The following is a 1,422-nucleotide window of genomic DNA, read 5'->3' as shown; positions in this document are numbered from 1 at the left end:
TATTGCTGTCTGGTAAAACTTAAATAGCCTATAAATCCTTGCGGAATTGCCTTTATACAGGTAATTCCGCATTCTTTTTTGAAATCCAAGCCCCCTAGTGAAATAAATCAAGTTCTTTTGGTGGTGAATTTGCCTTTTCAGCTATTATGATGAGTTCATCATTCTGTGGATTTTCCATAAATGATATAAAATCGGTATAATACATCAGTGTGAGCCTTAGCATGGTTACCAGCTGCGAGAAGGATACGTGTCTTTTTATCATTCTGGAGATAACGGTACAGAGCAGATTGGCAATGAGTACCACCCATGTCTGTATCTGTATGGCATTTACACTGTCACCATAGAAGAAATGCAGTGGGAAGTTCTGCTTGAGCTGCTTGTAAAGGGACTCAATAGCCCATCTGCGCTTGTAAATCTCCTCAAGGTCCTTCACATCAAGCTCAAGGTTATTGGTCAATAGGACAACTGACTTATGTGAGTTATTACTCCATAGTTCCACTCGTCTTGCCTCGTGCCTCATCTCTCCCTTCTCAAAGAGAATCTTCTTGTCAGTATGCATAACCAGCCCATCAGGACTTACATAGGTTACTGAGGATAGCTCCTTATACGTGAGATTCTTCTTCATCTTGGTCACATAGCATACTCCCTCCTCTGTAAGTCGCTGGAACTGTGCATAATCAACGTATGCCCTGTCCATGGTAAGGGTAGCATCCTTAGGAAGATGCACTTCTTTAAGTAGATAATGATCATGCGTGGCGGCAGAGGTAAGCTGTACGACCATGGGAACACCAACATGATACTTCATCACCGTATGAACCTTCATACCGCCTTTCTTCTTACCACTCTTGGGGTGTCTGCCTACTCCTTTGAGGATGTTGTCAAAAAGGGTAATCGTAGTTGAATCCATCATATACAGAAGTTTCTCCCATGTCTTCTGTTCACCTTTAGGGCGGCTGTCCGCTAAAAAAGAACCATAACGCTCTAAGAGGTACGCATAAACGCTTGCAAAGAACTCTTGTGGGCGACGCTTGTTGGCATCAGCAAGCGTACTACGACGGACGACATAGTCCATGCCAAGATGATGTAGTTTGTTTACTTCAGCCTTCATGCCAATCTCCACTTCCCGAAGAGAATCAAAGTGTTTGAGAACACCGAAGAGCATTATGACAAGGTGAGTCCACCCGTCAAGACGCTTCACATAAGCTTCACTTCGGGGTGTTTCAAGGCTAATTTGCTTGATTTGTTGCTTATCGAGTAATTTTATTACCTGATTATAGACCGGCTGTCCGATAAAATGTGTACTTTTGCCCATGTTATTGAAGTTTTGACCAAGAAAACAAAAGTAACAAAAAGGGCTGAAATCCAAATACGGATTTTAGCCCTTAACTTTTATATGTGGAAAAGGTTTACCGGACAGTAATA

General features: G+C 42.2%; 1 protein-coding gene. It reads right to left on the bottom strand.

Annotation, left to right across the window (positions count from 1 at the left end):
- Window positions 1-94: 94 nt before the first annotated feature.
- Window positions 95-1,312, bottom strand: coding sequence for an IS4 family transposase (locus AC1EK4_RS11900; RefSeq protein ID WP_036900995.1), 1,218 nt, complete (start codon window positions 1,310-1,312; stop codon window positions 95-97).
- Window positions 1,313-1,422 lie beyond the last annotated feature (110 nt).

The sequence above is a fragment of the Prevotella sp. C0026C3 genome, from assembly GCF_056590795.1.
This window is presented reverse-complemented; position numbering and strand designations above follow the sequence as displayed.